The 22250-nt window shown below is 74.4% G+C and carries 24 protein-coding genes; 13 read left to right on the top strand and 11 right to left on the bottom strand.

What is annotated here, in order from left to right:
• Positions 1–32: 32 nt before the first annotated feature.
• Both GGE06_RS13170 and GGE06_RS13165 read left to right on the top strand, forming a co-directional pair.
• A complete protein-coding gene (locus tag GGE06_RS13170; RefSeq protein ID WP_147321113.1) occupies positions 33–527 on the top strand; it encodes a hypothetical protein in 495 nt (164 codons plus the stop codon).
• Positions 528–648: 121 nt separating this feature from the next.
• Positions 649–1683: an NUDIX hydrolase gene (locus GGE06_RS13165; RefSeq protein WP_116162422.1), complete on the top strand. Its 1035-nt coding sequence runs from the start codon at positions 649–651 to the stop codon at positions 1681–1683.
• A gap of 56 nt (positions 1684–1739) precedes the next feature.
• Here the strand turns inward: GGE06_RS13165 and GGE06_RS13160 are convergent, their stop codons facing one another.
• Both GGE06_RS13160 and GGE06_RS13155 read right to left on the bottom strand, forming a co-directional pair.
• Complete coding sequence (locus GGE06_RS13160) at positions 1740–2441, bottom strand: MBL fold metallo-hydrolase (RefSeq protein WP_116162424.1); 702 nt, start codon at positions 2439–2441, stop codon at positions 1740–1742.
• Positions 2442–2525: 84 nt separating this feature from the next.
• A complete protein-coding gene (locus tag GGE06_RS13155) occupies positions 2526–3890 on the bottom strand; it encodes a dipeptidase (RefSeq protein WP_116162426.1) in 1365 nt (454 codons plus the stop codon).
• Between the two features lie 160 nt (positions 3891–4050).
• Here GGE06_RS13155 and GGE06_RS13150 point away from each other — a divergent pair, with 160 nt between their 5' ends.
• Positions 4051–5487, top strand: coding sequence for a geranylgeranyl reductase family protein (locus GGE06_RS13150; RefSeq protein WP_184930905.1), 1437 nt, complete (start codon positions 4051–4053; stop codon positions 5485–5487).
• Positions 5488–5521: 34 nt separating this feature from the next.
• On the opposite strand, the gene GGE06_RS13145 is transcribed toward GGE06_RS13150, so the two are convergent.
• Positions 5522–6001 (bottom strand): nitroreductase family deazaflavin-dependent oxidoreductase, encoded by a 480-nt coding sequence (locus GGE06_RS13145; RefSeq protein WP_116162430.1) that lies wholly within the window; start codon positions 5999–6001, stop codon positions 5522–5524.
• A 138-nt stretch (positions 6002–6139) separates the two neighbouring features.
• Between GGE06_RS13145 and GGE06_RS13140 the strand changes: the two genes are divergently transcribed.
• The 4 genes from GGE06_RS13140 to GGE06_RS13125 all read left to right on the top strand — a co-directional run bounded on the left by GGE06_RS13140 (position 6140) and on the right by GGE06_RS13125 (position 9403).
• Entirely contained in the window at positions 6140–6835 is a 696-nt protein-coding gene (locus tag GGE06_RS13140) for a TetR/AcrR family transcriptional regulator (RefSeq protein ID WP_116162432.1), read from the top strand.
• A gap of 111 nt (positions 6836–6946) precedes the next feature.
• On the top strand, positions 6947–8230 hold the full coding sequence (locus GGE06_RS13135) for a sensor histidine kinase (RefSeq protein WP_184930995.1): 1284 nt from the start codon (positions 6947–6949) through the stop codon (positions 8228–8230).
• A 23-nt stretch (positions 8231–8253) separates the two neighbouring features.
• Positions 8254–8919, top strand: coding sequence for a response regulator transcription factor (locus GGE06_RS13130; RefSeq protein WP_116162436.1), 666 nt, complete (start codon positions 8254–8256; stop codon positions 8917–8919).
• Between the two features lie 67 nt (positions 8920–8986).
• Positions 8987–9403 (top strand): hypothetical protein, encoded by a 417-nt coding sequence (locus tag GGE06_RS13125; RefSeq protein ID WP_221518002.1) that lies wholly within the window; start codon positions 8987–8989, stop codon positions 9401–9403.
• A 9-nt stretch (positions 9404–9412) separates the two neighbouring features.
• Here the strand turns inward: GGE06_RS13125 and GGE06_RS13120 are convergent, their stop codons facing one another.
• Together GGE06_RS13120 and GGE06_RS13115 are read right to left on the bottom strand one after the other, a co-directional pair.
• Positions 9413–10168 (bottom strand): maleylpyruvate isomerase family mycothiol-dependent enzyme, encoded by a 756-nt coding sequence (locus GGE06_RS13120; RefSeq protein ID WP_184930993.1) that lies wholly within the window; start codon positions 10166–10168, stop codon positions 9413–9415.
• A gap of 48 nt (positions 10169–10216) precedes the next feature.
• Complete coding sequence (locus tag GGE06_RS13115) at positions 10217–11449, bottom strand: MFS transporter (RefSeq protein ID WP_184930904.1); 1233 nt, start codon at positions 11447–11449, stop codon at positions 10217–10219.
• An 82-nt stretch (positions 11450–11531) separates the two neighbouring features.
• Between GGE06_RS13115 and GGE06_RS13110 the strand changes: the two genes are divergently transcribed.
• Positions 11532–12758 (top strand): ROK family protein, encoded by a 1227-nt coding sequence (locus GGE06_RS13110; RefSeq protein ID WP_116162440.1) that lies wholly within the window; start codon positions 11532–11534, stop codon positions 12756–12758.
• A gap of 5 nt (positions 12759–12763) precedes the next feature.
• On the opposite strand, the gene GGE06_RS13105 is transcribed toward GGE06_RS13110, so the two are convergent.
• Positions 12764–13237: an SRPBCC family protein gene (locus GGE06_RS13105; RefSeq protein WP_184930903.1), complete on the bottom strand. Its 474-nt coding sequence runs from the start codon at positions 13235–13237 to the stop codon at positions 12764–12766.
• A 235-nt stretch (positions 13238–13472) separates the two neighbouring features.
• Here GGE06_RS13105 and GGE06_RS13100 point away from each other — a divergent pair, with 235 nt between their 5' ends.
• Complete coding sequence (locus GGE06_RS13100) at positions 13473–14261, top strand: cyclopropane-fatty-acyl-phospholipid synthase family protein (RefSeq protein WP_116162444.1); 789 nt, start codon at positions 13473–13475, stop codon at positions 14259–14261.
• Between the two features lie 19 nt (positions 14262–14280).
• On the opposite strand, the gene GGE06_RS13095 is transcribed toward GGE06_RS13100, so the two are convergent.
• Together GGE06_RS13095 and GGE06_RS13090 are read right to left on the bottom strand one after the other, a co-directional pair.
• A complete protein-coding gene (locus GGE06_RS13095) occupies positions 14281–14865 on the bottom strand; it encodes a DUF4865 family protein (RefSeq protein ID WP_116162446.1) in 585 nt (194 codons plus the stop codon).
• A gap of 17 nt (positions 14866–14882) precedes the next feature.
• A complete protein-coding gene (locus GGE06_RS13090; RefSeq protein WP_116162448.1) occupies positions 14883–15467 on the bottom strand; it encodes a TetR/AcrR family transcriptional regulator in 585 nt (194 codons plus the stop codon).
• Between the two features lie 147 nt (positions 15468–15614).
• On the opposite strand from GGE06_RS13090, the gene GGE06_RS13085 reads away from it, so the two are divergent.
• From GGE06_RS13085 to GGE06_RS13075, 3 genes are read left to right on the top strand one after another with little or no spacing between them, the layout of a single operon-like run.
• A complete protein-coding gene (locus tag GGE06_RS13085) occupies positions 15615–15896 on the top strand; it encodes an SHOCT domain-containing protein (RefSeq protein ID WP_184930902.1) in 282 nt (93 codons plus the stop codon).
• On the top strand, positions 15893–16651 hold the full coding sequence (locus GGE06_RS13080; protein WP_116162452.1) for an ABC transporter ATP-binding protein: 759 nt from the start codon (positions 15893–15895) through the stop codon (positions 16649–16651). Before GGE06_RS13085 ends, GGE06_RS13080 begins: the two co-directional genes overlap by 4 nt.
• Positions 16648–19200, top strand: a complete 2553-nt coding sequence (locus tag GGE06_RS13075; protein WP_116162454.1) for an FtsX-like permease family protein — start codon at positions 16648–16650, stop codon at positions 19198–19200. The genes GGE06_RS13080 and GGE06_RS13075 overlap by 4 nt, the downstream gene beginning before the upstream one ends.
• Positions 19201–19306: 106 nt before the next feature.
• On the opposite strand, the gene GGE06_RS13070 is transcribed toward GGE06_RS13075, so the two are convergent.
• Both GGE06_RS13070 and GGE06_RS13065 read right to left on the bottom strand, forming a co-directional pair.
• Positions 19307–19900, bottom strand: a complete 594-nt coding sequence (locus GGE06_RS13070; RefSeq protein WP_181924707.1) for an ATP-binding protein — start codon at positions 19898–19900, stop codon at positions 19307–19309.
• Positions 19901–20092: 192 nt separating this feature from the next.
• Positions 20093–20410: a hypothetical protein gene (locus GGE06_RS13065; RefSeq protein ID WP_116162456.1), complete on the bottom strand. Its 318-nt coding sequence runs from the start codon at positions 20408–20410 to the stop codon at positions 20093–20095.
• 187 nt (positions 20411–20597) lie between these two features.
• On the opposite strand from GGE06_RS13065, the gene cds1 reads away from it, so the two are divergent.
• Positions 20598–21728, top strand: a complete 1131-nt coding sequence (gene cds1, locus GGE06_RS13060) for an L-cysteine desulfhydrase Cds1 (RefSeq protein ID WP_116162458.1) — start codon at positions 20598–20600, stop codon at positions 21726–21728.
• Here the strand turns inward: cds1 and GGE06_RS13055 are convergent.
• Complete coding sequence (locus tag GGE06_RS13055; RefSeq protein WP_116162460.1) at positions 21688–22188, bottom strand: SRPBCC family protein; 501 nt, start codon at positions 22186–22188, stop codon at positions 21688–21690. The two genes, cds1 and GGE06_RS13055, sit on opposite strands and share 41 nt — an antisense overlap.
• Positions 22189–22250: the final 62 nt, after the last annotated feature.

Below are 22250 nucleotides of genomic sequence, written 5' to 3'. Positions count from 1 at the left end.
GCCCCGCCGCCCAACGACTGGAAGCAAACAGCATGAAGCTCGACGGATTTCGCGTGGGTCGCATGAGTGCGGGCCTTGCGACTGCCGCTCTGACGGTGATCGCCTCGACCGCTTGCGGGCCGGGCCGACCCGCCCCTGTCTTTCCGAAGGCCGTACAGCATTCCGAACTGGTCGGCCGATGGGACGGGACCGGGGACTCGGAATGCGGCTCGCCGGTGATTCGGCTGCGTGACGACTACACCTTTACCGCCAAGGACCTTCCGGTCGCGTGGGACGGCCCCGGACCGGACTCGAAGGTGACACGCCGCTCGGCCGACGGAAAATGGCACGCGGTCAACAAGGACCCTGGGCTGCCGCCCTACCTGATACTCCGTTTCGACCACCGGAACGACCACGAGTCTCTGCCGTTCACCCTGGAGCAGGGGAAGCTGCAGGCGAACGGAAGCATCGAGGCGGACGGGGGAGATCCCTATTCCTTCTCATGTCACTACAGGCGCACCTCCGCCGACCCCGACTTCGGCCGATAGCGGGTCCGCCCCGGGACCTGACGGATGACCGCACCGCGCAGGCCGAGCCGTCTGCCTGTGCGTGGTTTCCGTGGCAGGGTGTTGCGGGCAAGCCACTGGGGGCTATCGATGAGGGGGAAACGTGATCGTCTGGATCAACGGTACGTTCGGTGCGGGAAAGTCCAGCACCGCGCGCGAGCTGGTCGATCTGATCCCGAACAGCACCCTGTACGACCCCGAGGTCACCGGCGGGGGACTGCGCCGGCTGCTCCCGGCCAAGCGGCTCGCCGAGGTCGAGGACTACCAGGACCTGCCGATCTGGCGCCGCCTGGTCGTCGACACCGCCGCCGCCCTGCTCGCCGAGGTCGGCGGCGTCCTCGTCGTCCCGATGACCCTGCTCCGGCAGGAGTACCGGGACGAGATCTTCGGCGGGCTCGCCGCCCGCCGCATCGACGTGCGCCATGTGCTGCTCGCCCCGGAGGAAACGATCCTGCGGCAGCGGATCGACGGCCGCTCGGAGTACGGCGACCCCGAGGTCGACGCCCGTGTACGGGAGTGGTGCCACCGGCACCTGCCCTCGTACCGCGCCGCCCTCGACTGGCTCGCTGACGACGCCTACACCGTCGACACCTCGGCGCTCACCACGGCCGAGGCCGCCCGGGCCGTCGCCGACGCGGTCCTGGCCGGCCGGGCCGCTCCCTGCGGGATCGTCCAGACGCCCGAGCCGACCGGCGAGACCCTCGCCGCGGGCGTCCTGCTCTTCGACGAGCAGGACCGCTTCCTGCTCGTCGACCCCACCTACAAGCCCGGCTGGGAGTTCCCCGGCGGCGTCGTCGAGCCCGGCGAACCGCCGGCCCGGGCCGGCATGCGCGAGGTGGCCGAGGAGATCGGCCTCGAACTCGACGCCGTCCCCCGGCTGCTGCTCGTCGACTGGGAACGCCCCAAGCCCCCCGGCTACGGCGGGCTGCGCCTCCTCTTCGACGGCGGAACGCTCCGCACCGCAGACGTCGAGCGCCTCCACCTCCCCGGCGCCGAACTGCGCGGCTGGCGGTTCGTCACCGAGGAGGAGGCCGCCGAGCTGCTGCCGCCCGTCCGCTTCCGCCGCCTCCACTGGGCCCTGCGCGCCCGCGAACGCGGCACGGTCCTCAACCTGGAGGCGGGCGACCCGGTGGGCTGAGCTCCAGGGCGACCCGGTGGGCTGAGCCCCGGGGCGATCCGGTGGGGCGAAGGCCTCTACGCCTCGGCCGCCGCCGCTGCCGCCGTCAGGCGGTTCGCCGTGTCCGTCGTCACCGGGGCCCCGTGCCCGCAGCACAGCACCGACGGCGCGAGCTTCGCGAGCGTCCGCATGGAGTCCAGGGCGAGGGCGCGGTCGACGTGCAGGACGCCGAACATGACGTCCGGCACCGAGGCCACCGTGTCCCCGGCGAACAGCACGCCGTGGCGCGGGAGATGGACGGCGATCGAGCCGGGGGTGTGGCCCGGGGCGTGGACCACCACGGCCCCGTCGCCGAAGCCCAGCTCCTCGCCGTCCTCGACCTCCCGGTCGACCCGCGTCGGCGGCGCCTCCGGCGAGGTCAGGCCGTGCTCGAAGATCGGGACCTCCCAGTCCAGGAGGGCCGGCTCCGGGACCGGGGCCTCGCCACGGATCACCGGCGCGTCGAGCCGGTGCGCGAGGATCTCGGCCCCGTGCCGGTCCGCGAGCTCCTGGGCCGCGCCCACGTGGTCCCGGTGGCAGTGGGTCAGCACGATCCGGCGCAGCCGGTCCGGGTCCAGGCCGGCCGACCGCACCGCCGCGCCGATGCCGTCCGCCGTGCCGGCCCAGCCGGCGTCGATCAGGGTCAGCTCCTCCTCGTCCTGCCACAGGTAGGCCTGGCCGATGGAGAAGTCGAGGAGGTGCAGTCGAGGGGTGATCCGGGTCGGTTCGATGGATGCCATACGGCGAACCTACGCATCCGCGCAGGTCCGCCGTGTGCTTCTACGCTCTCGGCGAGCTTCGCCGAGCGCTGAACCGACGCCCCGTCAGGCCTGCTTCGAGCGGGCGTAGTTGACGAGGAAGTGAGCCTCGGCCACCGACAGGCGCTCCAGCTCCTCCGGCGAGACGGACTCGTTCGGCGCGTGGATCTGCGCCTCCGGCTCGCTCAGACCGATGAGCAGGATCTCCGACTCGGGGTAGAGCGAGGCCAGCGTGTTGCACAGCGGGATGGAGCCGCCCATGCCCGCCGTCTGCATCTCCTCGCCGGGGTACGCGATCCGCATCGCGTCGGCCATCGACGCGTACGCCGGGCTGGAGGTGTCCGCCTGGAACGGCTGGCCCTGGCCGACCTGCTCCAGGGACACCCGGGCGTCCCACGGCGTGTGCTTCTCGATGTGCGCGAACAGGAGCTTCGTCACCTCGGCCGAGTCCTCGCCCGGCGGCACCCGCAGGCTGATCTGCGCGCGCGCCGACTTCGGGACCGACGGGGTCGCGCCGGCCACCGGGTGGGCGTCGATGCCGATGACCGTGACCGCCGGGCGCGCCCAGATCCGGTCGGCGACCGTGCCGGCACCCGGCAGGGACACGCCGGACAGCACCTTGGCGTCCTGGCGGAAGTCCTCCTCCGGGTACTGGAGGCCCTCCCACACCTGGTCGCCCGCGAGGCCGTCGATGACGGTGGAGCCGTCCGGGCCCCGCAGCGAGTCCAGGACGCGGATCAGCGCGGCCAGCGCGTCGGGCGCGGCGCCACCGAACTGACCGGAGTGCAGGTTGCCCTCCAGGGTGTCGATCGTGACCCGGATCATCGTCATGCCGCGCAGGGTCGCGGTCACGGTCGGCAGGCCCACGCGGAAGTTGCCCGCGTCGCCGATGACGATGGCGTCGGCCGTGAGGAGCTCGGGGTGCTGCTCCGCGTACCGCTCCAGACCGCCGGTGCCCTGCTCCTCCGAGCCCTCGACGATGACCTTGACCGTCACCGGCACGCCGCCGTTCGCCTTGAGGGCGCGCAGCGCGAGCAGGTGCATGATGAAGCCGCCCTTGCAGTCGGCGGTGCCGCGCCCGTACCAGCGGCCGTTCCGCTCGGTCAGCTCGAACGGCGGGGAGAGCCAGACCGACTCGTCCAGCTTCGGCTGCACGTCGTAGTGGGCGTACAGGAGGACGGTCGGCGCGCCGGCCGGGCCGGGCAGGACGCCGTACACGGACTGCGAGCCGTCCGGGGTGTCGAGCAGCGCCACGTCCTGGAAGTCCTCGGCGCGCAGGGCGTCCGCGACCCAGTTCGCCGCGGCCTCGCACTCGCTGCGGGGCGCCACGGCCTCGTCCGCCACCGACTCGAAGGCCACGAGCTCCGTGAGCTCGGCCTTGGCCCGGGGCATCAGTGACCGGACGGTCTCGGCGATCGGATTCGAGGTCATGGGCACGCTCCTGATGGGTGCGACGTTACGACGTGAGGACGGCGTCCGTCGTATGTCGTGGTACGGCGAACGCACCGCCGATCCTACGGGCGGGGCCCTGGCTACCGCGCCGTAGGATGCGTCAGGCAGACCACCGGTCGGATCAGGAGCAGAAGCACACGTGAGCAGCGAGCACGCAGAGAACGCCGGTCCGGAGCACACCGAGCCCGCAGGCGCGGCTGCCGAGGCCGCCGGGAGCGCGGACGCGGAGCCGGCACGGCTCCCGGACGACGCGGCGCCGGACGGGGAACCGGCCGGCTCGTCGGAGGAGTCGCCGGACGGGGAGCCGGCGGAGGTCTGGGACGTCGTGGTCGTCGGCGCCGGCCCGGCCGGCGCGTCCGCGGCCTACGCGGCGGCGGTCGCCGGCCGCCGGGTGCTGCTCCTGGAGAAGTCCGAGCTGCCCCGGTACAAGACCTGCGGCGGCGGCATCATCGGCCCCTCGCGCGACTCGCTCCCGCCGGGCTTCGAACTGCCCCTCCAGGACCGGGTCCACGCCGTCACCTTCTCCCTGGACGGACGCTTCGCCCGCACCCGCCGCTCGCGCCGGATGCTCTTCGGGCTCATCAACCGTCCGGAGTTCGACGCGCAGCTGGTCGAGCACGCGCAGAAGGCGGGCGCCGAACTGCGGACCGGGGTCACGGTGTCCCGCGTCGAGCAGCACGGCCCGGCGGTGCCGGACCGGCGGACCGTCGCCGTCGTCCTCGCCGACGGCGAGACCGTCCTGGCGCGCGCGGTCGTCGGTGCCGACGGCAGTGCCAGCCGGATAGGCGCTCATGTGGGGGTGAAGCTCGGCCAGGTCGACCTGGGCCTCGAGGCGGAGATTCCCGTGCCGCCGTCCGTGGCGGAGGACTGGAAGGGGCGGGTCCTCATCGACTGGGGGCCGATGCCCGGCAGTTACGGCTGGGTGTTCCCCAAGGGCGACACGCTGACCGTCGGCGTCATCTCGGCGCGCGGCGAGGGCGCCGCCACCAAGCGGTACATGGAGGACTTCGTGGCCCGGCTCGGCCTCGCCGGCTTCGAGCCCACGATCTCCTCCGGTCATCTGACGCGCTGCCGCACCGACGACTCGCCGCTCTCCCGCGGCCGGGTCCTGGTCTGCGGTGACGCGGCGGGCCTCCTGGAGCCGTGGACCCGCGAGGGCATCTCGTACGCCCTGCGCTCGGGTCGTCTCGCGGGCGAGTGGGCGGTGCGGGTCGCCGAGTCGAACGACGCGGTCGACGCGCGGCGCCAGGCCCTGAACTACGCCTTCGCCATCAAGGCCGGGCTCGGGGTCGAGATGGCGGTCGGACGCCGGATGCTCGCCGTCTTCGAGCGGCGGCCCGGGCTGCTGCACGCGACGATCACGGGAATCCGGCCGGCCTGGAACGCCTTCGCCGACATCACCCGCGGCGCCGCCACGCTCGGCGGCATGGTCCGCTCGAACGGCATGGCCCGGCGGGCCCTGGAGCTCCTCGACAAGCGGATGGACACCTCGGCGGGTGTCGGCCCGGCGGGGCGGGGCGTCAGCCCGCGCGAGCGCGCGGCGTCCGAGCCGGAGAGCGCCCCGGAAGGGAGCTGACCGTTCGTCACGGGCCCCGTCGTCCCGGCCGGCATCACGCCGCCGGGGTGACGGGGCCCGTCGTCGTGATGCGGAAGACGGGGTGCTTCGGGGCGATGGCCCGCAGCTCCTCGTCGGAGGAGTCGGGGCCGACGCCGCCGAAGAAGACGCCGACCTCGGCCTTCCAGCGCTTGAGGTAGGCGCGGAGCAGGGCGGGCTTGTCGTCGTCGGCGACCTCGACGGCGGTGAACTCCTGCACGTGCTTGCCCAGGTGCAGCTGACCGCCGCCGGCCGCCCGCATGTTGTGGGTCCACTGGACGTGGCCGCGGGGGGCGACGAGGTACTGGGCGCCGTCCACCGTCAGGAGGTTGACGGGGGTGCGGCGCCATTCGCCGCTCTTGCGGCCGCGGACGGCCAGCACGCGGGAGCCCCAGACGCTGATGCCGCGGCGGGTCATCCAGGCGACGGCGCGGTTGAAGACGTTCACCGTGAACCAGCCGGGCTTCATGACGTGGGCGGTGGGCTGAGCGGACATGAGGGCCTCCTGTGGACCTGTGGACCGAAATCGTGAGCACTGCTCTCGCTTGAGATCAGTGTGCACGGTTCTCCGCTCGCAAGCAAGAGCAGTGCTCTCGTTTCGTTCCGGTGCTCTGAAAGTGGCACACTGCTCTCCATGACGACCGTTCGAGGAGCCCGCGCCCGCGCCCGCATCGAGATCACCGCAGCCATCAAGGACGAGGCCCGCACCCAACTCGCCGCCGAAGGCGCCGCCAAGCTGTCCCTGCGCGCCGTCGCCCGCGAGCTGGGCATGGTGTCCTCCGCGCTCTACCGCTACTTCCCCAGCCGCGACGACCTCCTCACCGCCCTCATCGTCGACGCCTACGACGCGGTCGGCGCCGCCGCCGAACGTGCGTCCGCCGAGGCCGAGGCCGAGCGCCCCCTCGACCGCTGGACCGCCGTCTGCCGGGCGGTCCGCGCCTGGGCCCTCGCCCACCCCCACGAGTACGCCCTCATCTACGGCTCTCCGGTGCCCGGCTACACCGCCCCCCAGGACACGATCGCCCCCGCCGCCCGCGTCGGCCTGGTCCTCATCGACATCGTCCGCGGGGCCCACACGGGCGAGGGGGTCGCCCTCCCGCCGCTGCCGGACGCCCTGAGCCCCGAGGCCGAACGGATCAGCACCGACCTGGTCCCGGACCTCCCCCCGGCCCTCGCCGTCGCGCTCGTCGCCGCCTGGGCGCAGCTCTTCGGCCTCGTCTCGTTCGAGCTCTTCGGCCAGTTCCAGCGCGTCGTCGAGGACCGCGACCCCTTCTTCACGGCGGCGGCCCGCCGCCTGGGCCAGGACGTGGGTCTGCTCCCGGGCGGCTGACCCGCCGCCCGGGGCCGCGCTCCTACTCCGGCGGGAGTACGCGCGACCACCCCGCCGGGCCGACGTGCGCGCGGGGCGGTCGCGGCTAGCGTGACCGGTATGGAAGCCGGCATGGACGAGGAGCGACCGGGCGGACCCTGGCGGGGGGCCCGGCGTGTGCGCGGACGCGAGCCGGGCCGCACGCCGCGAGGCGAGCCCGGTCGCGTGCCCGGTCGCGAGCCGGGTCGTGGGCTCCGCGAGCCGGGGTGGCGGGGCGGCGGAGGTCTGGCCTGGCGGTCGACGGTGCTGATCGCCGTCCTCGTCATGGCCGGCACCGGGTTCGCCGCACGCAACCAGCCCGACCGGGAGGCGCTCGACGCCCTCGGGCGGGCCCTGCTCCTGCTGGGGGCCGTCCCGCTGCTCTTCCGTCACCGCCGGCCCGTGCCGGTGGTGTTCGCCGTCGCGGCCGTCACCCTCGGCTACCTCGCCGCCGGCTACCCGTACGGCCCGGTCTTCGTCATGGTGGCCGTCGCCTGCTTCGCGGCCGTCGTCCACGGCCACCGGACCGCCGCCTGGTGGGCCATCGGCCTGCTCTGGGCGGGCCATCTGCTGCTCTCGCACTGGCTCTACCGCTATCTGCCCCCGGCCGGCGACGGGCCCGCCCCCTGGGGGCAGGAGCTTCCCGCCGCCGCGTTCGTCGTGGCCGTGCTCGCCGCGTCCGAGGCCGTACGGGTGCGGCGCGAGCAGCACGCCCAGCTGCGGGCCGAACGGGCCGCCGCCGAGCGGCGCCGCGCCGACGAGGAACGGCTCCGCATCGCCCGCGAACTCCACGACGTGCTCGCCCACTCGATCTCCGTGATCAACGTGCAGGCCGGCGTCGGACTCGCCCTCCTGGACTCCGACCCCGAACAGGCCAGGACCGCGCTGACCACCATCAAGGCGGCCAGCAAGGAGGCGCTCGGCGAGGTCCGGCAGGTCCTCGACACCCTCCGTACCCCCGGCGACGTCCCCCGCGCCCCGGCCCCCGGCCTCGACCGGCTCCCCGAACTCGTCGAGCAGGCCGCCGCCGCGGGCCTCACGGTCACCGTCTCGACCGGCGGCGCCCCGCCGGCCCTGCCGCCCGGCGCCGACCTCGCCGCCTTCCGGATCGTGCAGGAGGCGCTCACCAACGTGGTGCGCCACTCCGGTTCGCGTACCGCACGGGTGCGGATCGCGCACGGCCCCGGGAGCCTGGAGCTGACCGTCGACGACGACGGCCCCGCCACCGGCACGGAGGCCGGCGGCAGCGGCAACGGACTCGCCGGAATGCGGGAGCGGGCCGCCGCCCTCGGTGGCACCATCGAGGCGGGCACCCGCCCGGACGGCGGCTTCCGCGTCCACGCCGTCCTCCCCGTACGCCCGCGGCAGACGCCGTGAGCGAGACCTCAGGAGAGCCGTCCGTGATCCGTGTCCTGCTCGCCGACGACCAGTCGCTGGTACGGGCGGGGTTCCGCGCGCTGCTCGACGCCCAGCCCGACGTCGAGGTGGCCGGCGAGGCCGCCGACGGCGACGAGGCCGTGGACCGGGTGCGCGCCCTGCGCCCGGACGTCGTGCTCATGGACATCCGGATGCCCCGGCTCGACGGCCTGGAGGCGACCCGGCGCATCACCGAGGACCCGGACCTCGGCGGGGTCCGGGTCGTCATGCTGACCACCTTCGAGCTCGACGAGTACGTCTTCGAGGCGATCCGAGCGGGCGCCTCCGGCTTCCTCGTGAAGGACACCGAGCCGGAGGAGCTCCTGCGGGCCGTGCGGGCCGTCGTCCACGGGGACGCGCTGCTCTCCCCGGGCGTCACCCGCCGGCTCATCGAGGAGTTCGCGGCCCGGTCCAAGGCCCCGGCGGCGACGGCCGCGCTCGGCGCCCTGACCGAGCGGGAGCGGGAGGTGATGGCCCTGGTGGGGATCGGCCTGTCGAACGAGGAGATCGCCCGCCGTCTGGTCGTGAGCCCGCTCACCGCCAAGACCCATGTGAGCCGCGCGATGGTGAAGCTGGGCGCCCGGGACCGCGCCCAACTCGTCGTCCTCGCGTACGAGTCGGGCCTGGTCAGGCCTGGTTGGCTGGGCTGAGGGGGCAAGCGGCGCCGTCCGGGCGGCGTTTGCCGGGCATTGCCGCCGAATCGTATATTCCGATCCCATGACTTCCCCTTCCACCGACAACGTCTTCCGGGAACTGATGGCCGAGGCCATGGCGGCCACCGGCGGCTTCGGGCACCGCGAGCACGTCCATCTGACCTGGCTGGCGGTACGGCGGGTCGGGATGCCCGGCGCCGTCGCCCTCGTCGGCGAGGGCATCGAGCGCACCGCCCGCGCCGCGGGAGCACCGGGGAAGTTCCACGTCACGATGACCAGGGCGTGGGTGGAGCTGGTGGCCGGGTGCGAGGAGGAGTGCGGGCTGCCGGACTTCGAGGCCTTCGCGACGCGCCACGCCGGCCTGCTCGACAAGGGCCTGCTCGACCGGTTCTACCGCCCCGCCACGCTGTCCTCCGCCGAGGCCCGCGCCCGGTGGGTCGAGCCGGACCTCGCCCCGCTCGCCCTCCCGTTCCCGTCCTGATCCCGGCGTTCAGCCCCAGGTGATCGCCGAGGTCTCCCGCCACAGCCGGGCGAGTTCCTCGTCGCCGGTCAGGGTCACGGCATCGATGGGCAGCCGGTTCCACAGGGCGAGGTAGAGACGGTCGGCGGGGCCGCTCAGTTCGGTGTCGGCCGGACCGCCCGTGACGTGGAAGGCCCGCTCCGTCCGGGGCGGATCCGTCGGCGACAGATGGACGGTCCACACGTTGTCGGTGTCCGTCGTCCGCACCCGCAGGGTCCGGGGTCCGGTCGTGCGCACCCGGCTGCGGTCGCGGGCGTGGAAGGCGCAGAACAGTTCGTCGATGCCGTCGGCGCCGACCGCCGGATCCACCGGCCCCGGGCCGCTCGCGAGCGCCGACTCGGCGTCCGCGCGGTGGACGGTCGTCTCGTGCGCCTGGCGGCGGGCCCAGAAGGCGAGCGGTGACGGTGCCGGGAGGAAGGTCCAGCACTCCAGGTCCTCCGGTGCCGCGCGCAGGGCGGCGACGAGCCGCGCGTGCCCCTCGCGGAAGTACGCCAGCAACTCCTCGCCGTCGAGCTTCGTCTCGCCCTCGCCGGGGTGGAACGCGGTGCGCCCCTCGGCCACGAGCGTCGTGGCCCAGCGGTGCACCATCGCCGTGTGCCGAAGGAGGTCCCTGACCCGCCACCCGGGGCAGGTCGGCACCTCCGCGTCGGGCCCGGCCTCGGCGGCCGCGTCCGCGAGGCCGCGACCGGCCGCTTCGAGCGCCTGGATGTGCTCCGTGATCGTCAGGGTGTCCATGTCGCGGATTCTGGCACCCCTGGCGTCCCGTGCGCCCTCTCAACCGTCCCGGGAGGCTCCCGCGTTGCGTGCCCCGTAGCCCATGGCCGCCGCGCCGGCCGCGAGGACCGCGACCGTCGTCAGGGCCACCGGCAGGGAGAACCAGTCGGCGAGGAATCCGATCGAGGGCGGGCCGAGCAGCATGCCCCCGTAGCCGAGGGTGGACGCCGTCGCCACCCCGCCGGGTCCGGCGACCGCGCCCGCGCGGGCCACGGCGACGGGGAAGATGTTGGCGAGGCCGAGGCCGGTGACCGCGAAGCCGAGGAGCGTGGCCCAGACGCTCGGCGCGAGCGCGCCGAGCAGCATGCCGGCGGCGGCGGTCGCGCCGCCCGCGACCAGGGTGCGGGTCTGGCCGAGGCGTTCGAGCAGGGCGGTGCCGGAGAGCCGGCCGGCGGTCATGGCCAGCGCGAAGACGGAGTACCCGGCGGCGGCCACTCCCGGGTGCGCGTGCAGGTCCTGCGCGAGGTGGAGGGCGCCCCAGTCGGCCAGCGCCCCTTCGCCGTACGCGGTGCAGAGCGCGATCACCCCGAAGACGAGCACCGTACGGCGCGACCCGGCGGCCCTCGCGCCGGAGGCCCCGTGGGTGGACGGCGCCGGGAGGGACTCGGGGATCACGGGGGAGGGATGACGGAGCAGTACGGGACCGGCGACGGCCGTCAGGGCCAGGCCGACGACCGTGAGGCCGAGGAGGTGGGCGGTGGGGGACAGGCTCCCGGCGAGCAGCCCGCCGAGGCCCGCGCCGAGCATGCCGCCGAGGCTGAACGCGGCGTGGAAGCTCGGCATCACGGGCCGCCGGAGCGCGGCCACGAGGTCCACGGCGGCGCTGTTCATGGCCACGTTGATCCCGCCGTACGCGGCGCCGAAGACGAGCAGCACGAGGCCGAGCGCGAGCGGGGACCGGGTGAGCGCGGGGAGGGCGACCGAGAGGGAGAGCAGGACGGCGGTGGCGACGGTGACGGCGTGGGAGCCGTACCGCCGACAGAGCCGGCCGGTCAGCGTCATCGTGATCACGGCGCCCGCCGAGACGCCCAGGAGGGCGAGGCCGAGGTCGCCGGCCGAGGCGCCGGTCTGCTGCTTGACGGCGGGGATCCGGACCACCCAGCCGGCGAACAGGAAGCCGTCGAGGGCGAAGAAGAGGGTCAGGGCGGAGCGGAGGCGGGACAGGGAGCGGGCGGCGGTGTCTCCGCCGGAGCCCCCCGATACGGCCGTCCGTACTTTGTTTAGTAGCGGCACAAACTCAGGATAGAGGCGGAGAGGCGACGGAATCAACCGGGCGGGGACGGCGGCCCGGCCCGATCATGGGAGACTCACCCCCATGAACGGCAAGGCGACGACGACCCGGACACGGCTGGACAGGGGGCGTAACGCGCTCGGCCCCGCGCTGGAACTGGTGCACACCGGCAGGGCGCCGACCCGGGCCGTCCTCACCGCCGAACTCGGCGTCACCCGCGCCACCGCCGGCGCCGTCGCCGCCGAGCTGGAGGCCCTCGGCCTCATCCGTGTCGACTCCAACCCCGGTGCCGCCGCCGGGTCCCAGGGACGGCCCTCGCACCGCCTCGCCGTCGACGAGAAGGGCCCCGTCGCCCTCGCCGCCCAGGTCCACGCCGACGGCTTCCGCGCCGCCCTCGTCGGCCTCGGCGGCACCATCGTGGCCACCGCCCCCGGTTGCGTCACCGTCTCCGCCGACCCCGCACAGGTCCTCGGCGCCGTCGTCGACGCGGGGGCCGCGCTGCTCCGGGAGAGCGGCCGCCGCTGCGTCGGCGCCGGACTCGCCGCGCCCTCCGCCGTCGCCGAACCCGAGGGCACGGCGCTCAATCCGCTCCACCTCGCCTGGCCCGCCGGAGCTCCCGTCCGGGAGATCTTCGCCGAGCGGGTGCGGGCCGCCGGGATCGAAGGCCCCGCCTTCACCGGCAACGACGTCAACCTCGCCGCGCTCGCCGAGCACCGCCACGGCGCGGGCCGCGGCGCCCGGGACCTGCTCTGCGTCGCCACCGGCCACCGGGGCGTCGGCGGCGCGCTCGTCCTCGACGGGCGCCTGCACACGGGGAGTTCGGGCCTCGCCCTGGAGGTCGGCCATCTGACGGTCAACCCCGAGGGCCGTCCCTGCCACTGCGGCAGCCGCGGCTGCCTCGACGTCGAGACCGACCCGCTCGCCTTCCTCACCGCCGCCGGCCGGGTGCCCGGCCCCGAGGTCTCCCTGCTCCAGCAGTCCCGCGACCTGCTGCGCACGAGCCCCGACGACCCGGGCGTCCGGGTCGCGGTGGGGGAGCTGATCGACCGGCTCGGCCTGGGCCTCGCCGGCCTGGTGAACATCCTCAACCCCGACCGGATCATCCTCGGCGGGCTGCACCGCGAGCTCCTCGACGCCGACCCCGAGAGGCTCCGGGCGGTCGTCGCCGACCGCAGCCTCTGGGGCCGCAGCGGCGGTGTGCCGATCCTCCCCTGCACCCTGGACCACAACAGCCTCGTCGGCGCGGCCGAGCTCGCCTGGCAGCCGGTCCTCGACGACCCGCTCGCCGCGCTGGGCCGCGAACCGGCCTGACGGGGTCAGCCCCGGGGATCGGGGCGCCCCTCCGCCAGGGCGGCCAGCCGGTCCAGGGCCATACGGGTGCCGGCCTCGTTCTCGGCGGGCGGAACGGCGTCCGGCACCCCCTCGTGGACGACCTGGACCTCGGTCCCTCCGCCGATCGCCGTCAGCGTCGTCGTGAGGATCATGGTGCCGTGCAGCGAGGGGTCGGGCGCCTCGAACTCGATGCTCTCGACGACCCGTTCGTACGGCACCAGCTCCAGGAAGGTGCCGTGGTACGTGTCCGTACGAGCCCCCGACTTCCCGGCCCCTCCGGGGGACTCGTACCGCAGCGACACCCGGAACGCGCCCCCTTCGCGCGCCTCGAAGGCGTGCACCTCGCAGGCCATGCCGTACGGCACCCGCCACCGCGCGACGGCCTCCGGGTCGAGGAGCGACCGGTAGACGACCGCGGCGGGGGCGTCGATGTGACGGGACACGCGCGTGGTGTACACGCCACCCAGGCTAGGGCCTGCCTGACCCTTCCCGTCGGGTCCGGCCCGTCCGGCACGCACGCTCGCCGCACGGCCGAAACACCCAAGTAGCTCCGCTACGAGGGTGTCCCGACCGCACGCCGATCGCACGCACCGGACGACCCGGCCTGATCCGACGCGAAGGGTCAGGCAGGCCCAGGGCCTGCCCCGGTAAACCGGTGGGCGGAGGAGCGGGGACGCCGTACTGTTCACCCTCATGATCACTTCGGCGTCCGACGCCTCTTCCGCAGCCGACCTTCCCCCGCGCCTCGGCAGCCTCACCTTCCACGGCCCGCTCTCCGAGGCCCGCGCCACGCGCATGATCGAGCGGCTCGCCGCCTCCGCCCCCGCCGACGTCCTCGACATCGGCTGCGGCTGGGGCGAGTTGCTCCTGCGCGTCCTGGAGGCGGCCCCCGCCGCGAAGGGCATCGGCATCGACATCAACGCCGAGGACCTGGCCCGCGGCCGGGCCCTCGCCGAGGAGCGCGGGCTCGCCGACCGCGTGGCCTTCGTCGAGGAGTCGGCGCTCGGCACCGACCGGGGCCCCGTCGACGCGATCCTCTGCCTCGGGTCCAGCCAGGCGCTCTGCGACCCCGAACTGCCGTACGACCCCGCCGCCGTCCTGCGCGAGCTGCGGCGGCTCGTCCGGCCCGGCGGGCGGGTCGTGCTCGGCGAGGGCTTCTGGGAGCGCACGCCCACCGAGACGGAGCTCGCCGGGATGTGGCCCGGCGCGAGCGCCGGCGACCACTTCTCCCTCGGCGCGCTCGTCGACCTCGCCGTCGAGGCGGGCTTCCGGCCCGCGTGGATCGAGACGGCGAGCGCGGAGGAGTGGGAGGAGTTCGAGTCCGGCTACCGGTACGACACCGAGGTCTGGCTCGCCGCCCACCCCGACCACCCGCTCGCCGCCGAGACGCGCGAGCGCGTCGACCGGCAGCGCTCCAGCTGGCTCAACGGCTACCGGGGCGTCCTCGGCATCGCCTACCTCACCCTCGTCGCCGTGGCCTGAGGCCCACCGCGGCCCCGTCTCACCACTGCCGTCCCGCGCCGAGCGCCGCGCGGCCCGGAGCCGACAGGTGCAGCACCCGGAAGCGCTCGCCCTCGCCGGCGGGCGCTTCCGGGCCCGCCCACAGGGTGAAGCCCAGCAGCTCCCAGTGCCGCGGGTCCACCGCGAGGGCGGAGGCCACCACCCCGTCCCGCCGCGCCTCCCGCGCGTGCCGGGCCACCGCCTCCGCCACGGCCTCGCCCGGCGGGACACCCTCCCCGAGCGGAACCCTCCGGCGCGTCGCGGCACCCGGCGCCGACGCGGCCGCCGGCCCCTCCTCGTACGCCAGGCCCGTCCAGTGCTGCACCACCGGCCGGCCGAAGTCGTTCACGATGCCCTGGAAACCGGGGCCCCAGAGGAAGGAGTTCATGCCCTCGGGGGCGGCCCAGAGGTAGAACGGCGCGTACTGGTTCACGGGCGAACCGTCCTCGCGCTCCCGGATCAGATACGCCTTGAGGCCGAGCCCGGGGAAGGCGTCGAGCAGATGCCCCCTGGTCGCCACCCGCTTGCGGATGATCTCCATGTCGTAGTCGGCGGGCAGGGTGATCTCGTACTGCATCGCGTGCACGGGAAGGCTCCGTCTCTTCAGCGGGGGATGGGGGCGAGCAGGGCGAGCAGTCCGCGTACGGCGGTGTCGAAGGGCGCGGGGGAACCCGTCGCGCGGGCCAGCACGTACCCGCCCTGCACGGTGGCGAGGACCGTCGCCGCGATCTCCTCCGGATCGAGGCCGCCGCTCAGTTCGCCGCTGTCCAGGCCCTCCCGGACGACCTCGGCGAGCCGGCCCCGCACCCGGCCGAGCACCTCCTCGACCGGTGCGCGCAGCTCCGGGTCCGCGACGACCTCCGGGTCCATGGTCAGCCGGCCCACCGGGCAGCCGCGCAGGACGTCGCGCTCGCGCAGCAGGTACGCCTCGATGCGGGCGTACGCCGAACCCCCGCCGCCGAGGACCGCCTCGGCCGCCGCACCCAGCTCCTCCGCCGAGCGCCGGATGGCGGCCAGCGCCAGGTCCTGCTTGCCGGCGAAGTGGTGGTACATGCTGCCCTGGCCCGCGCCCGCCGCCTGCTGGACGGCCTTGGGGCTCGTGCCGACGTAGCCGCGCTCCCACAGCAGTTCGCGGGTCGCCTCGATCAGCCGCTCCGAGGTGCTCATGCTCATGACCGCACTGTACATACCAGTAGGTACAGAAAGGAAGGAGCACCGACCGCGGCGACGTACTCCCGGTGTCGTACGTCAGGAGCCGCTGCCCGTACGACGACCCGGACCCCCTTCCGGAGGGAGCCTCGAACCACGGACACGACACCGAGGAGCTGAACCCTCATGAACACACTCGCCTACGCGGGCCCCGGCCCGTGGGTCCTCTTCTTCCCCCTCGTCTGGGCCGCCGTCGTCATCGGGATCGTCACCGTCGCCCGCCGCTTCGGATGGCGCCGGGGCGGTCCGTGGCGCGACGCCGGACCCGACGAGCGCTCGCCCATCGCCCTGCTCGGCCACCGGTTCGCGGCCGGCGAGATCGACGAGGACGAGTACTGGCGGCGCCTGAGCGTCCTGGAGGAGCAGTTCGGCCGCCGCGCCACGGATCCGAAGGGGCGCCGGACATGACCGCCCCCGCCGCCCGGGTCGTCGACGCCGTCAAGGTGTACGGCCGCGGCGACACCGAGGTCAGGGCCCTCGACGGGGTGAGCGTCGACTTCCCCGCCGGCCGCTTCACCGCCGTCATGGGCCCCTCCGGGTCCGGGAAGTCCACGCTGATGCACTGCGCCGCCGGGCTCGACACGCTCACCTCCGGCGCCGCGCTCGTCGGCGACACCGATCTGTCCACCCTCGACGACCGGCGCCTGACCCTGCTGCGCCGCGACCGGATCGGCTTCGTCTTCCAGGCCTTCAACCTGCTCCCGACCCTCACCGTCGCCGAGAACATCACCCTCCCGCTCGACCTCGCCGGGCGCACCGTCGACCGCCGGCGGTTCGACCGTCTCGTCGACACCGTCGGACTGCGCGACCGCCTCCACCACCGGCCGAGCGAGCTCTCCGGCGGACAGCAGCAACGCGTCGCCGTCGCCCGCGCGTTCGCCGGCGACCCCGACGTCGTCTTCGCCGACGAACCCACCGGCAACCTCGACTCGCGGTCCGGCGAGGAGGTGCTCCGCCTGCTCGGCCGTACGGTCCGCGACACCGGCCGTACGGTCGTCATGGTCACCCACGACCCGGTCGCCGCCGCCCACGCCGACGAGGTGATCTTCCTCGCGGACGGACGGCTCGTGGACCGCATGACCGGCCCCACGGCCGACCTCGTCCTCGACCGCATGAAGGCCTTCGACACGGGCATCACCACGGTCCCCGGAGGTGCGCCGTGAACACCCCCGCCACCCTCCGGCTCGCCCGGTCCTCGCTCCGCGCCCACCGGCGCCGCTTCCTCGGCACCTTCGCCGCCGTCCTCCTCGGCGTCGCCTTCCTCACCGGCACCCTCGTCATGGGCGACACCCTCCGCGCGAGCTTCGACTCGATGTTCACCAGCGCCACCCGCGGCACCGACGCCATCGTCCGCAGCGCCACCACCGTGACCGCCGCCGGCGAGGCCCAGGGCACCCGCGGCCCCGTCGACGCCGCCCTCGCCGAGCGCCTCGCCCGGGTCCCCGGCGTCGCCGCCGCCGCGCCCCGGATCGAGGGCGCGGGACAGCTCCTCGCCGCCGACGGCACGCCCGTCGGCGGCAAGGGCCCGCCCACCCTCGCGGGCAACTGGATCGAGGACGCCGCCCTCAACCCGTACCGCCTCGCGGAGGGACGCGAGCCCAGCGCTTCCGGCGAGGTCGTCGTCAACCGGGGCGCCGCGAAGACGGCCGGTCTCGGCATCGGCGACACGACGGTCCTGCGCACCCCCGACCCGGTGAAGGTCACCGTCGTCGGCCTGGCCACCTTCGGCGGCGCCGACGGCATGGGGCAGGTCACCTGGACCGGCCTCACCCGCGCCGACGCCGAGAAGTACCTGACGGCGCGCCCCGGAGAGGCGACGAGCATCGCCGTACGCGCCGGGCCGGGCGTCTCCCAGGAGGAGCTGGTCGCCGCGCTGAGGCCCGCGCTGCCCGACGGCGTCGAGGCGATCACCGGACAGCAGGCCGCCGAGGAGAACACCGAGATGGTCTCCGGCCGCTTCCTCGACCTCTTCACCACCTTCCTGCTCGTGTTCAGCGGGGTCGCGGTCCTCGTCTCCGTCTTCACCATCCACAACACCTTCGCCGTCCTCGTCGCCCAGCGGACCCGCGAGAACGCCCTCCTGCGGGCCATCGGCGCCGCCCGCCGCCAGATCGTCGCCGGCACCCTCGCCGAGGCGCTCACCGTCGGACTGCTCGCCTCGCTCGCCGGGCTCCTCGCCGGGATCGGCGTGGCCGCCGGACTCCAGGCGCTGTTCCCCGCGATCGGCTTCCCGTTCCCCGAGGGCGACCTCGTCGTGACCGGCACCTCCCTCCTCCTGCCGCTCGGCGTCGGACTCGCGGTCTGCGCCGGCTCCGCGCTCCTGCCGGCCGTACGGGCCGGGCGGACGGCCCCGCTCGCCGCGCTCCGCGAGACGGACGTGGACGGCTCGGGCACCTCACGCCGGCGCGCGCTGACGGGCGGCGCCCTGCTCGCCGCCGCCGTCGGCACGGTCCTCGCCGGCGTCCTCGGCAGCAGCCCCTCGCTGTGGCCCGCCGCCACCGGGGCCGTGCTCGCCGTCGCCGCGTTCGTGGTCCTCGGACCGGTCGCCGCCGCCCTCGCCGTACGGGTGCTCGGCCGCCCGCTGCGCGGCGTCAACCGCGGCCTCGCCCGTCGCAACGCCCTGCGCAGTCCGGGCCGTACGGCCGCGACGGCCACCGCCCTGATGATCGGGGTCGCCGTCGTCACCCTCTTCACGGTCTTCGGCGCCTCCCTCAAGGCGACCATGGACCGGACCGTCGACCGCTCCTTCGCCGGGGACGTGGCCGTCGGCGCGCCCTCGTTCGGCGCGGGCGGCAGCGGGCTCAGCCCCCGCCTCGCCCCGGCCGTCGCCGCGCTGCCCGAGGTCGACACCGCCGTGGGCCTGGGGCGCGGCGTCGCGGAGGTGGACGGCCGGGGCCGCGCGCTCACCGTCACCGACCCGGCCGCGCTCGCCCGCGTCCTGGACCTGGGAGAGGTACGGGGTTCCCTCACCGCACTCGGTACGGACGGGCTCGCCGTCGCCGCCGACGAGGCCGCCGCCTCCGGTCTCGCACCCGGCCGGACCGCCGAGCTGACGTTCACCGACGGCAGCCGGCACACCTTCACGGTCCGCGCGGTGTACGAACGTTCCGACCTCGCCGGCGACTACCTCGTCACCCGGGCGGCCTGGGCCCCGCACCGCACCCAGGACGCCGACCGGCTGGTCGCCGTCTCCTTCGCGGACGGCGTCCGCGCCGAGGACGGCAAGGCCGCCGTGACCGCGGTCGCCGACCGGTACGGCCATCCGGAGGTGCAGACCCGCGCCGAGTACGCGGAGGCCTCGGCGGGCGGCATCGACATGATGCTCACCCTCGTCTACGCGCTCCTCGCGCTCGCGGTCCTGATCGCGCTGCTCGGCATCGCGAACACGCTGACCCTCGCCGTCCACGAACGGACCCGCGAACTGGGCCTGTTGCGGGCCGTCGGGCAGACCCGGTCCCAACTGCGGGCCATGGTCCGCTGGGAGTCCGTCCTGGTCGCCGCCTTCGGGACGGTCGGCGGGCTCACCCTGGGCGGCTTCCTCGGCTGGGTCCTCGTCCGCGCCTCGGGCGACAGCGCGTTCGTGTTCGCCGTGCCCGCCGTGCGGCTCGCGGCCGTCGCCCTGGTCGGGCTCGTGGCGGGTGCCCTGGCGGCCTGGCGCCCGGCCCGCCGTGCGGCGCGGCTCGAGATCCTCCGGGCGATCGCCACGGAGTGACGGGCACCCCGAGGGGTCTCGCCGCCCGACCGCTTCGTCAGCCCGTGCGGCCGCGCACTCCGAAGGCTTCGTCAGCCCGCCCGGCCGCGCACCCGCGAGGGCCTCGTCAGCCCGCCCGGCCCGCCAGGACCGGGCGGGCTGACGACGGTGCCGACAGCGGCTCGGCCGGCGAGCTGAGCGGCACGCCGGGGAGCCGGCTGTAGCCGATGCCCGCGAACAGGCCCTCGGGCACGGCGGCGAACCCGGCGCGTGCGCACTCCTCGACGGGGTCGCCGACGGGCGGCGCCGTGAGGGTGAACCACACGACCTTGCCGGACGCGCCGCACGGCCGGATGCCCCAGCTCTCACTGACCGCCCCGACGATGCCGAGTCCCCGGCCGCAGGTGGCGAGCGCGTCGAGGTCGTCCACCGGGCCGAAGGCGTCGGCGGGGCAGACCTCGGGGATACGGGGATCGTGGTCCCGGACGGAGACGGTGAGACGGTCGAGCAGCAGCTCGATCTCCACCGTGCAGCCCTTGTCCGGCTGGGCGTGTCGGTGCACGTTCGTCAGAAGTTCGGTCACGCCCAGGACGGCCTGGTCGATCAAGGCGTCCAGCTGCCAATGTCGGAGGTGGGCGGAGATGATGCGGCGGACCTGTCCGATCCGCGACGGCAGGGCCTGAAGCTCCACCGCGTAGTACCTGCTCGGCTCGCTGATCACGGCTGCGACTCCCCGAAGTGGTCCGGAAGAAGACGAAGATACGGATCTGTCTCTGCGGTACAGAAGGGGGCGGCGACCTGATCGCAGCGTCACCACCGCTGAACCCTCAGTGAGGTGGATTCCAGCCTGGACCAGCCGTGACCGCCCCGCAACTCGCCGCGAGCCGCCGCAGCTCAGGACGCCGTCAGGGGGTCAGGACCGCCCCGCCGCCCTCTTCAGCGCCGCGAGGAAACGACCCGACGTCCGGGACCCGCCGTCACGGCCGTGGTCGTGGTCCTGGAGCGTCAGCCGGTACCGCGTGCCGTTCACGGTCGCCACCGTCTCGTCCGCCTTCGCGAACCACGGCCGCCCCGCCCGTACCGCCGAGACCGGCGCGCTGTCGATCTCGCTGCCGTAGCTCGTCAGGAGCGCGAGGCGGCCGTCCTCGATCCGCACCTCTCCCGCGCGCGTCAGCGAGCGCGGCCAGCGCGCGATCCGTACGCCCCTGGCGCTGAACTCGGGCTCCGCCATGCCGATCCGCCCCTTTCACCCGGTTGCCGTACCCAGTGTGCCGGGCTGTCGCCGCCCGCACCAGTAGCCCTTCCGCGGCCCGTCCACAAGCAAGGCCTATGGAACGTCAAAGGGAACGTTTGCCCAGGTGAGAGCGGTATTGTCGGCAGTGGGAGACCCCCGAGGCGACACGCGAGAAGAGGCACGGATGAGCACCACCCACGAGAGTGCGGTTGCCGCGACGGCCACCGTCGACATCGACCGCAGCGACCCCGCGTACCGCTCCTGGCTCAAGGAGGCCGTGCGCAAGGTCCAGGCCGACGCCAACCGCTCCGCCGACACCCACCTCCTGCGCTTCCCCCTCCCCGAGAAGTGGGGCATCGACCTCTACCTCAAGGACGAGTCGACCCACCCCACCGGCAGCCTCAAGCACCGCCTCGCCCGCTCCCTCTTCCTCTACGGCCTCTGCAACGGCTGGGTCCGTCCCGGAAAGCCCGTCATCGAGGCGTCCAGCGGCTCGACCGCGGTCTCCGAGGCGTACTTCGCGAAGCTGATCGGCGTCCCGTTCATCGCCGTCATGCCCCGCACGACCAGTCCCGAGAAGTGCCGGCTCATCGAGTTCCACGGCGGGCAGTGCCACTTCGTCGACGACTCGCGCACGATGTACGAGGAGGCCGCCGCCCTCGCCGAGCGCACCGGCGGCCACTACATGGACCAGTTCACCTACGCCGAGCGGGCCACCGACTGGCGGGGCAACAACAACATCGCCGAGTCGATGTACGAGCAGCTGAAGCTGGAGCGGTACCCGGAGCCCGCCTGGATCGTCGCCACCGCCGGCACCGGCGGCACCTCGGCGACCATCGCCCGCTACGTGCACTACATGCAGCACGACACCCGGATCTGTGTCGCCGACCCCGAGAACTCCTGTTTCTTCGACGGCTGGACGCACCACGACCCGAACGCCACCGCCGACTGCGGCTCGCGCATCGAGGGCATCGGCCGCCCCCGCATGGAGCCCAGCTTCGTGCCCGGGGCCGTCGACCGCATGATGAAGGTCCCCGACGCGGCGAGCGTCGCCGCCGTCCGCGCCCTGGAGACCGCGATCGGCCGCAAGGCGGGCGGCTCCACCGGCACCGGCCTGTGGAGCGCCTTCAAGATCATCGCCGAGATGGTCGCCCACGAGCGCACCGGCAGCGTCGTCACCCTCATCTGCGACCCGGGCGAGCGGTACCTCGACAAGTACTACTCCGACGACTGGCTGGCCGCCCAGGGCCTCGACATCGCCCCGTACTCCGCCGCTATCGAGCGGTTCCTGGCGACGGGGGCCTGGCCGGAGTGAGCCGCCGGTCGAGGCGGCGCGCCGCGTCCCGGAAGGAGAGCCCCACGCCGGGTGCGGCGAGCCGCAGCGCCAGCCGGAAGGGGGCGGCGCCGTCGGCGGCCATCGTCCACCGCAGGCGGGTGCCCGTCCCGGTGGGGGAGAGGGTCCACTCCTCCGCCATCGCCGTCACCCCGGGGGCGTTCGTCGTGTCCACCCGGTAGGCGTAGCGGAGGTCCGGCTCGGAGGCCAGGATCGTCTCGTCGAAGGCGATCCCGCCGCGGAGCCGGACGGTACGGGCCGAGCCGTCCGCCGTCGGGACGGCGGAGGTGACGGCCGTGAACCACGAGGGCAGGCTCCCCACCTCCACGGCCACGGACCGGTAGACGGCGGGGGGCGGGGCGGCGAGGTTCGCGGTGAAGACCAGGCGGACGGGCGCGGAGCTGGTGAAGTCGAGCTCCACGGGCCTGAGTCGGCGGGCCATGGATCCTCCCGGGGGACGCGACGGAGAAAGCACCTTAGCTGACGCACCGTCAACTGCCCAGG

It is taken from the genome of Streptomyces nymphaeiformis (genome assembly GCF_014203895.1).
GTDB lineage: Bacteria > Actinomycetota > Actinomycetes > Streptomycetales > Streptomycetaceae > Streptomyces > Streptomyces nymphaeiformis.
Note: the sequence above shows the minus strand (reverse complement) of the source record. Positions and strands in the feature narration are given on the sequence as shown.

Excerpts from the sequence above, each read along its gene's own strand:
- GGE06_RS13110 (WP_116162440.1), top strand. The coding sequence starts at position 11,532 with ATGAACGGCAAGGCGACGACGACCCGGACACGGCTGGACAGGGGGCGT.
- GGE06_RS13100 (WP_116162444.1), top strand. The coding sequence starts at position 13,473 with ATGATCACTTCGGCGTCCGACGCCTCTTCCGCAGCCGACCTTCCCCCG.
- GGE06_RS13125 (WP_221518002.1), top strand. The coding sequence starts at position 8,987 with ATGACTTCCCCTTCCACCGACAACGTCTTCCGGGAACTGATGGCCGAG.
- GGE06_RS13140 (WP_116162432.1), top strand. The coding sequence starts at position 6,140 with ATGACGACCGTTCGAGGAGCCCGCGCCCGCGCCCGCATCGAGATCACC.
- GGE06_RS13145 (WP_116162430.1), bottom strand. The coding sequence starts at position 6,001 with ATGTCCGCTCAGCCCACCGCCCACGTCATGAAGCCCGGCTGGTTCACG.
- cds1 (WP_116162458.1), top strand. The coding sequence starts at position 20,598 with ATGAGCACCACCCACGAGAGTGCGGTTGCCGCGACGGCCACCGTCGAC.
- GGE06_RS13065 (WP_116162456.1), bottom strand. The coding sequence starts at position 20,410 with ATGGCGGAGCCCGAGTTCAGCGCCAGGGGCGTACGGATCGCGCGCTGG.
- GGE06_RS13080 (WP_116162452.1), top strand. The coding sequence starts at position 15,893 with ATGACCGCCCCCGCCGCCCGGGTCGTCGACGCCGTCAAGGTGTACGGC.
- GGE06_RS13090 (WP_116162448.1), bottom strand. The coding sequence starts at position 15,467 with ATGTACAGTGCGGTCATGAGCATGAGCACCTCGGAGCGGCTGATCGAG.
- GGE06_RS13135 (WP_184930995.1), top strand. The coding sequence starts at position 6,947 with ATGGACGAGGAGCGACCGGGCGGACCCTGGCGGGGGGCCCGGCGTGTG.
- GGE06_RS13055 (WP_116162460.1), bottom strand. The coding sequence starts at position 22,188 with ATGGCCCGCCGACTCAGGCCCGTGGAGCTCGACTTCACCAGCTCCGCG.
- GGE06_RS13160 (WP_116162424.1), bottom strand. The coding sequence starts at position 2,441 with ATGGCATCCATCGAACCGACCCGGATCACCCCTCGACTGCACCTCCTC.
- GGE06_RS13170 (WP_147321113.1), top strand. The coding sequence starts at position 33 with ATGAAGCTCGACGGATTTCGCGTGGGTCGCATGAGTGCGGGCCTTGCG.
- GGE06_RS13155 (WP_116162426.1), bottom strand. The coding sequence starts at position 3,890 with ATGACCTCGAATCCGATCGCCGAGACCGTCCGGTCACTGATGCCCCGG.
- GGE06_RS13085 (WP_184930902.1), top strand. The coding sequence starts at position 15,615 with ATGAACACACTCGCCTACGCGGGCCCCGGCCCGTGGGTCCTCTTCTTC.